Origin of the sequence: Pseudomonas sp. NPDC087803 (genome assembly GCF_044742995.1) — a bacterium.
Lineage (GTDB): Bacteria > Pseudomonadota > Gammaproteobacteria > Pseudomonadales > Pseudomonadaceae > Aquipseudomonas.
In genome coordinates, this window is the sequence record NZ_JBIUVO010000032.1 from 1 (window position 1) to 8,381 (window position 8,381).

The window sequence follows — 8,381 nt, forward strand, 5'->3', positions numbered from 1 at the left end:
AGGTTCAGGGTCTTTAGGCTTTCTTCAAAGAGTTCCGCAAAGCTTTCGCTCATTTTAATTCCTGTAGATGAGGGCGAAGAATACGCCCATCTCCACACCCCAGACGGTGTGGGTTAGTTTCATTTAAAAGAAGCGCCGCAGGACTATGACTGGTCCCCTGCGTTCTTCTTGGTCACCCGGCGATATCGCGAATGGCGATCTCGCTCATGATGCGTTCAAGCACCTGATCGATGGACAACTCCGTGGAATCCAGCTGTATCGCGTCAGCCGCCGGCTTGAGCGGGGCTACTGCGCGCTGGGTATCACGCTCGTCGCGTGCACGGATCTCATCTAGCAGACTCGACAGACTAACACCCTCGACTTTGCCCTTCAACTGCAAATATCGGCGGCGCGCCCGTTCCTCGGCACTGGCGGTGAGGAAAATCTTCAGCGGCGCATCCGGAAAAACCACCGTACCCATGTCGCGACCATCGGCCACCAGGCCCGGCGCTTCCTGAAAAGCGCGCTGGCGCTGCAGCAGCGCCTCGCGTACCGCCGGCAATGCGGCCACCTGAGAAGCACCGGAACCGACGCGTTCGGTACGGATGACATCGCTGACTTCATCACCTTCCAGAATGATGCGCTGCAGCTGACCGTCGGTCGCCGCGATGAACTGCACATCCAGATGAGCGGCGAGTTTCTTCAGCAGCTCCTCATTGGTCAGGTCGACACCATGGTTGTGCGCAGCGAACGCCAGCAGGCGATACAGCGCACCGGAATCCAGCAGGTTCCAGCCCAGACGTTTGGCCAGAATCCCGGCGACCGTGCCCTTGCCCGAACCGCTTGGCCCATCAATGGTGATGACCGGTGCAATGTTTTTCACGACTGAGCCTCTTGTGCCACACGAATACCGACCTGCGCGCACAGCGCGAGGAAGTTCGGGAACGACGTCGCGACGTTGGCGCAATCATGGATGCGGATCGGTGCAGTAGCGCGCAGCGAAGCCACGCTGAAGGCCATGGCGATACGGTGATCACCGTGACCGTGCACTTCGCCACCACCGATCTGGCCGCCGTCAATGATGATGCCGTCCGGGGTCGGCTGGCACTTGACGCCCAGCGCCAGCAAGCCGTCCGCCATCACTTGAATGCGATCCGACTCCTTGACGCGCAGCTCTTCGGCACCGGTCAGCACGGTACGGCCTTCGGCACACGCCGCCGCCACGAACAGCACCGGGAATTCGTCGATGGCCAGTGGCACCAGCGCTTCGGGAATCTCGATACCTTTCAGTTTAGCTGCCCGAACGCGCAAGTCAGCTACAGGCTCGCCTCCGACTTCACGCTGGTTTTCCAGAGTGATATCAGCGCCCATCAGACGCAGGATGTCGATGACGCCGGTACGGGTCGGGTTGATGCCGACGTGTTCCAGCACCAGCTCGGAGCCTTCAGCAATCGAGGCCGCCACCAGGAAGAACGCCGACGACGAGATGTCGCCCGGCACTTCGATGTGGGTCGCAGTCAGCTTGCCGCCGGACTCGACCGATGCGGTAGCACCATCGACGCTCACCGGGTAGCCGAAACCACGCAGCATGCGCTCGGTGTGATCACGGGTCGGCGCCGGCTCAGTGACGGTGGTCTTGCCTTCGGCGTACAGACCCGCCAGCAGCAGGCACGATTTCACCTGAGCACTGGCCATCGGCATGGTGTAGGTCAGACCCTTGAGCTTGTGACCGCCACGAATGGTCATCGGCGGACGACCTTCGGCAGCGGTTTCGATCACGGCGCCCATTTCACGCAGCGGATTGGCCACGCGATTCATCGGACGCTTGGACAGCGAGGCATCGCCGGTCAGGGTGCTGTCGAAGTTCTGCGCGGCCAGCAGACCGGACAGCAGACGCATCGAGGTGCCCGAGTTGCCCAGATAGATCGGACCCGGCGCCGGCTTCAAGCCATGCAGGCCGACGCCGTGAATGGTCACACGACCGTGGTGCGGGCCTTCGATGACCACGCCCATGTCGCGAAATGCCTGCAAGGTCGCCAGGGCATCTTCGCCCTCGAGGAAACCTTCAACCTCGGTCACGCCTTCGGCCAGCGAGCCGAGCATGATCGAACGGTGGGAAATCGATTTGTCACCCGGTACGCGAATCCGACCGGACAGGCGGCCACCAGGTTGAGCCAGGAAAATCAGATCGTTGGAATTCATAGCGTCCACATAGGCCCTGCGGGCCAGGATTTTACTGAAATGCTCGCGGGCAACCCGGGCGCGCGTGAAGACGCCCAACAATTGGTGCCCATCCCCTGCATCGACCGCGTCGCGCAAAGCGTCGAGGTCGCTGCGAAATGTATCGAGTGTGCGCAGGACAGCCTCGCGGTTGGCGAGGAAGATGTCGTGCCACATCACCGGGTCGCTTCCGGCGATTCTTGTGAAATCGCGGAAACCGCCCGCAGCGTAACGGAAGATCTCAAGGTTTTCATTGCGTTTGGCCAACGAGTCGACCAGACCGAACGCCAGCAAGTGCGGCAGATGACTGGTCGCGGCCAACACTTCGTCGTGGCGCTCGACCTGCATGTGCTCGACATCGGCACCCAGTTCGCGCCACAAGCGATCAACCACCGCCAGCGCGGCCGGGTCGGTTTGCTCGAGCGGCGTCAGAATCACCTTGTGCCGACGGAACAGCTCGGAGTTGGAAGCCTCCACCCCGCTCTGCTCGGAACCGGCAATCGGATGGCCCGGGACGAAACGCGCCGGCATACCGCCGAACGCCTCGGTCGCCGCGCGCACGACATTGCCCTTGGCGCTGCCGACATCGGTCAGAATCGCCTGACCCAGATCGACACTCGCCAGACGCGCGAGCACCTTCTCCATGGCCAGGATCGGCACCGCCAGCTGAATCACGTCAGCGCCCTGACAGGCAGCGATCAGGTCAGCTTCGCAACGATCCACCACGCCCAACTCGACCGCCAGCTTGCGCGATTGCGGGTCGAGATCGACCCCGACCACTTCGCGGCAGATACCGCTTTCACGCAAGCCTTTGGCAAACGAACCACCGATCAATCCCAGACCGACCACCACAAGGCGCCCGATCATAGGTGCAGCAGATTGCAGAGCAGTGACATCACCCACGAGCCAGAACCTTACGCAGCGCTTCGAGGAAGCGGCTGTTTTCCGCCGGCAGACCGATGGTCACCCGCAGGTGGTTCGGCATGCCGTAGTTAGCTACCGGACGCACGATCACGCCTTCGCGCAGCAGGCCCTGGAAAATCGGCGCAGCTACCTGACCTAGATCGACGCAGATGAAGTTGCCTTTGGACTCGATCCAGCCCAGACCCAACTCACGGAAACCCGCCTGCAGCTGCTGCATGCCGGATTCGTTGAGCTGACGGCTTTGCGCCAGATACTCCTCGTCCTTCAACGCCGCACAGGCCGCAGCCAGGGCCAGGCTGTTGACGTTGAACGGCTGGCGTACGCGGTTCAGCACGTCCGCCACCACCGCAGTGGACAGGCCATAACCGACGCGCAGCGCCGCCAGACCGTAGGCTTTGGAGAAAGTGCGCGATACCAGCAGATTCGGGTACGCCGCGAGGAAATCGAGGCCATCTGGCAGATCGCTGCCTTCGGCGTATTCGATGTACGCCTCGTCCAGCACCACCAGCACGTGCTCCGGCACATCCTGGAGGAACTCGTCCAGCGCTTCGGCGCCGAACCAGGTACCGGTAGGGTTGTTCGGGTTGGCGATGAACACCACGCGGGTATTGGCGTCGATGGCCGCGAGCATCGCAGGCAGGTCGTGCCCCCAATCCTTGGCCGGAACCACTTTGGCCTGCGCGCCGACCGCCTGAGTGGCAATCGGATACACCGCAAACGCGTGCTCGCTGAACACGGCGTTGAGGCCCGGCGCCAGATAGGCGCGCGCCACCAGCTCGAGAATGTCGTTGGAGCCGTTGCCCAGGGTCACCTGATTCAGCTCGACGCGGCACTGCTCGGCCAGCAGCGATTTCAGCGCGAAGCCATTGCCGTCCGGATAACGGGTCAACTCGGCCAGCTCTTCACGGATCGCCGCCAGCGCTTTCGGACTGGCGCCCAGCGGGTTTTCGTTGCTCGCCAGTTTGACGATTTTCGCCGGATCCAGATCCAGCTCACGCGCCAGTTCGTCCACAGGCTTGCCCGGAACGTACGGCGAAAGTTGTTGCACGCCCGGCTGTGCCAGAGCGAGGAAGTTGCCACTCATTTGCTACCGCCCTTAGAGAACTGCTTTCGGGTAGGAACCCAGCACTTTGAGTGCTACTGCTTCCTGACTGATCTTTTCCAGCACACCTTTGATCAGCGGATCACGGTGGTGGCCGACGAAGTCGATGAAGAACACGTAGGTCCATTTACCACTGCGCGACGGACGGGTTTCGATCCGGGTCAGGTCAATCCCGTTGTCGTGGAACGGCACCAGCAACTCGTGCAGCGCGCCAGGCTTGTTGCTCATCGAGACAATGATCGAGGTCTTGTCGTCGCCGGTCGGCGGCACTTCCTGATTACCGATCATCAGGAAGCGCGTCGAGTTGTCCGGACGGTCTTCGATCTTCTCGGCCAGACGCGTCAGGCCATACAGGCCTGCGGCCATGTCGCCGGCAATCGCCGCTGAATTCCACTCACCCTTGACCCGCTTCGCCGCTTCGGCGTTGCTCGCCACCGCCACGCGCTCGACGTTCGGGTAGTGCGCGTCCAGCCACTTGCGGCACTGGGCCAGCGACTGCGCGTGGGAGTAGATGCGACTGATGCTGTCGGTCTTGGTGTTTTCACCGACCAACAAGTGGTGGTGAATGCGCAGTTCGACTTCGCCGCAGATCACCATGTCGTGTTCGAGGAAGCTGTCGAGGGTGTGGTTGACCGCGCCTTCGGTGGAGTTCTCCACCGGCACCACGCCAAAGTTAACCGCACCCGCTGCGACTTCACGGAACACTTCGTCGATCGCCGCCATCGGCTTGCTGATCACCGCGTGACCGAAGTGCTTCATGGCCGCCGCTTGGGTGAAGGTGCCTTCAGGGCCGAGGTAAGCCACTTTCAGCGGCTGCTCGAGCGCTAGGCACGAGGACATGATTTCGCGGAACAACCGCGCCATCTCTTCGTTGCCCAGCGGCCCCTGATTGCGCTCCATCACGCGCTTGAGCACCTGAGCTTCACGCTCGGGACGATAGAACACCGGCACTTCGCCTTCGGCCAGCGAGGCCATCTTTACTCGCGCAACTTCCTGGGCGCAGCGGGCACGCTCGCTGATCAGCTCGAGGACTTTGCTGTCCAGAGCGTCGATGCGAACGCGCAGTGCCTTGAGTTCTTGCTCGGACATCAGCCGTGTTCCTTCTCGAATTCAGCCATGTACGCCACCAGCGCGTTGACGGCGGTGATGTCGACAGCGTTGTAGATGGAGGCGCGCATGCCGCCCACAGAGCGATGCCCCTTGAGGTTGAGCAAGCCACGCGCGTCGGCACCGGCGAGGAACGGCTTGTCCAGACGATCGTCAGCCAGACGGAACGGTACGTTCATCCACGAGCGGTCCGACTTGTTGATCGGGTTGCTGTAGAGGCCGCTGGCGTCGATGAAGTCGTACAGCGTGCGCTGCTTGACGTCATTGAGCTTGGCGATGGCGTCGACGCCGCCCTGCTCTTTCAGCCACTGGAACACCAGACCGGAGAGGTACCAGGCCAGGGTCGGCGGGGTGTTGTACATCGAACCGTTATCGGCCGCGACCTTGTAGTCGAGCATGGTCGGACACAGCGAACGGGCCTTGCCCAACAGGTCTTCGCGGATGATGTTGACGACGATGCCGCTCGGGCCGATGTTCTTCTGCGCGCCGGCGTAGATCATGCCGAACCGCGAGATATCGACCGGACGCGAGAGGATGTCCGAAGACATGTCGGCCACCAGCGGTACGTCACCGGTTTCCGGGATCCACTGGAATTCCAGACCACCGATGGTTTCGTTCGGCGCGTAGTGGACGTAAGCGGCGTCTTTCGACAGGTTCCACTCGTTCTGCCCCGGAATGGCGAAATAGTCGTACGGCTTGGCGCTGGCGGCAACATTGACGTGGCCGTAGCGCGAGGCTTCTTCGATGGCTTTCTGCGACCAGATACCGGTGTCGATATAGTCGGCGCTGCCACCTTCAGGCAACAGGTTCAGCGGAATCTGCGCAAACTGCTGGCTGGCGCCACCTTGCAGAAACAGCACTTTATAGTTCGACGGGATATTCAGCAGGTCACGCAGATCCTGCTCGGCCTGGGTGGCAATGGACACGAACTCATCGCTGCGATGGCTCATTTCCATGACCGACAGACCCTTGCCATGCCAATCAAGGAGTTCACCCTGGGCTCGTTGCAGGACAGCTTCAGGAAGCGCCGCAGGACCGGCACAGAAGTTATAGGCTCGCTTGCTCACATCCAATCTCGCTCTGACTTGGTGATACACAAAAAATCTGTAAATCGGTGATTCTGCACATCGAAATCTGTACACCGACCCCATGTAGGAGCTGCCGAAGGCTGCGATCTTTTGATCCTGCCCAGTCCAATCAAGATCAAAAGATCGCAGCCTTCGGCAGCTCCTACAGGGGAAATTCATTCCGGACAAATAACAAGGGGGCGAATTCTCATCCGCCCCCTCGCTTGTCCGCTTATTCCTGCGGCTCTTCGTCAGCTGCGGCGTCGAGTTGCTGGTCCTCGGCAACGTCGTCGATCACGACATCCCCCTCGAACCCGGCACCCTCTTCACCTTCCAGCTCTTCGCCTTCGACTTCCGATGGCTCCTGAACCCGCTCCAGACCGACCAGGGTTTCATCCTTGGCCAGCTTGATCAGGGTCACGCCCTGGGTGTTACGCCCCAAACTCGACACTTCGTCGACGCGGGTACGCACCAGAGTGCCCTGATCGGAGATCAGCATGATTTCTTCCCCGTCGAGCACTTGAACCGCACCGACCAGACGGCCGTTACGCTCGTTGCTGACCATGGCGATCACGCCCTGGCCGCCACGCTTGTACTCAGGGAACTCGGTGATCGCGGTGCGCTTGCCATAACCACGCGCGGAAGCGGTGAGGATCTGGCTGCCTTCTTCCGGGATCAGCATCGAAATCAGCTTCTGCCCTTCCGGCAGACGCATGCCGCGCACACCGCGGGCGGTACGGCCCATGGCACGTACATCGGACTCTTTGAAGCGCGTCACTTTGCCGCCGTCGGAGAACAGCATCACTTCGCGCTCGCCATCGGTGATGGCCGCGGAGATCAGCACGTCGCCTTCGTCCAGCTCCAGCGCGATCAGACCGACGCTGCGCTGACGGCTGAAGGATTCCAGCGGGGTCTTCTTGACGGTGCCGTTGGCGGTCGCCATGAAGATGAAGTGACCTTCGGTGTATTCCTCGACCGGCAGCATGGTGGTGATGTATTCACCGTCATCCAGCGGCAGCAGGTTGACCAGCGGACGACCACGGGCGGCGCGGGATGCTTCCGGAATTTCGTAAGTCTTCAGCCAGTACACCTTGCCCTTGCTGGAGAACAGCAGCAGCGTGGTGTGACTGTTGGCCACCAGCAGGTGAGCGATGTAGTCCTCATCCTTGACGCCGGTCGCCGATTTGCCTTTGCCGCCACGACGCTGAGCCTGGTACGCAGCCAATGGCTGAGTCTTGGCGTAGCCACCGTGGGAAATGGTCACGACGCGCTCTTCTTCCGGGATCATGTCACCGAGGGTCAGGTCGAGACGCGCATCAAGAATCTCGGTGCGACGCACATCACCGTATTCGGCGCGGATCACTTCCAGCTCTTCGCGGATCACTTCCATCAGGCGCACAGCGCTGTTGAGGATGCGGATCAGCTCGCCGATCTGGTTGAGGATCTCTTGATACTCGGCCAGCAGCTTCTCGTGTTCCAGACCGGTCAGACGGTGCAGACGCAGTTCCAGGATGGCTTGCGCCTGTTCTGGCGAGAGGAAGTACTTGCCTTCACGCAGACCGTATTGCGGGTCGAGGTTTTCCGGACGGCACGAATCGGCACCGGCACGTTCCACCATCGCCACCACTGCCGAGGACTCCCAAGGCGTGCTGACCAGCGCTTCCTTGGCTTCCGACGGGGTCGGCGACGCCTTGATCAGGGCGATCACCGGGTCGATGTTCGACAGGGCAACGGCCTGACCTTCGAGGATGTGACCGCGCTCGCGGGCCTTGCGCAGCTCGAACACGGTACGACGGGTAACCACTTCGCGACGGTGACGGACGAAGGCTTCCAGCAGATCCTTGAGGTTAAGGATGCGCGGACGGCCGTCGATCAGCGCGACGATGTTGATGCCGAATACCGATTGCAGCTGGGTCTGGGCGTAGAGGTTGTTGAGGATCACCTCAGGCACTTCGCCGCGACGCAGTTCGATCACGACGCGC

Annotated in this window: 6 protein-coding genes; all 6 read right to left on the reverse strand. The window is 61.4% G+C overall.

Going from position 1 to position 8,381, the window contains the following annotated elements; all coding sequences use genetic code 11:
- Positions 1–172 precede the first annotated feature (172 nt).
- Complete coding sequence (gene cmk, locus ACIOUG_RS16475; RefSeq protein ID WP_401066993.1) at positions 173–862, reverse strand: (d)CMP kinase; 690 nt, start codon at positions 860–862, stop codon at positions 173–175.
- Entirely contained in the window at positions 859–3,066 is a 2,208-nt protein-coding gene (locus tag ACIOUG_RS16480) for a bifunctional prephenate dehydrogenase/3-phosphoshikimate 1-carboxyvinyltransferase (protein WP_401066995.1), read from the reverse strand. Before ACIOUG_RS16480 ends, cmk begins: the two co-directional genes overlap by 4 nt.
- A gap of 28 nt (positions 3,067–3,094) precedes the next feature.
- Positions 3,095–4,207 carry a histidinol-phosphate transaminase gene (gene hisC, locus ACIOUG_RS16485; RefSeq protein WP_401066997.1) on the reverse strand — a complete coding sequence of 371 codons (1,113 nt, stop codon included), beginning with the start codon at positions 4,205–4,207 and terminating at the stop codon, positions 3,095–3,097.
- A gap of 12 nt (positions 4,208–4,219) precedes the next feature.
- Positions 4,220–5,314: a prephenate dehydratase gene (gene pheA / locus ACIOUG_RS16490; protein ID WP_086794155.1), complete on the reverse strand. Its 1,095-nt coding sequence runs from the start codon at positions 5,312–5,314 to the stop codon at positions 4,220–4,222.
- Positions 5,314–6,399 (reverse strand): 3-phosphoserine/phosphohydroxythreonine transaminase, encoded by a 1,086-nt coding sequence (serC, locus tag ACIOUG_RS16495; protein ID WP_401067000.1) that lies wholly within the window; start codon positions 6,397–6,399, stop codon positions 5,314–5,316. The genes pheA and serC overlap by 1 nt, the downstream gene beginning before the upstream one ends.
- A gap of 232 nt (positions 6,400–6,631) precedes the next feature.
- Positions 6,632–8,381 (reverse strand): DNA gyrase C-terminal beta-propeller domain-containing protein (locus tag ACIOUG_RS16500; protein ID WP_401067002.1); only part of this gene is annotated, 1,750 nt, incomplete at its 5' end.

Coding starts and splice junctions, on each gene's coding strand:
- hisC (WP_401066997.1), bottom strand. CDS start 4,207: ATGAGTGGCAACTTCCTCGCTCTGGCACAGCCGGGCGTGCAACAACTT.
- ACIOUG_RS16480 (WP_401066995.1), bottom strand. CDS start 3,066: ATGATCGGGCGCCTTGTGGTGGTCGGTCTGGGATTGATCGGTGGTTCG.
- pheA (WP_086794155.1), bottom strand. CDS start 5,314: ATGTCCGAGCAAGAACTCAAGGCACTGCGCGTTCGCATCGACGCTCTG.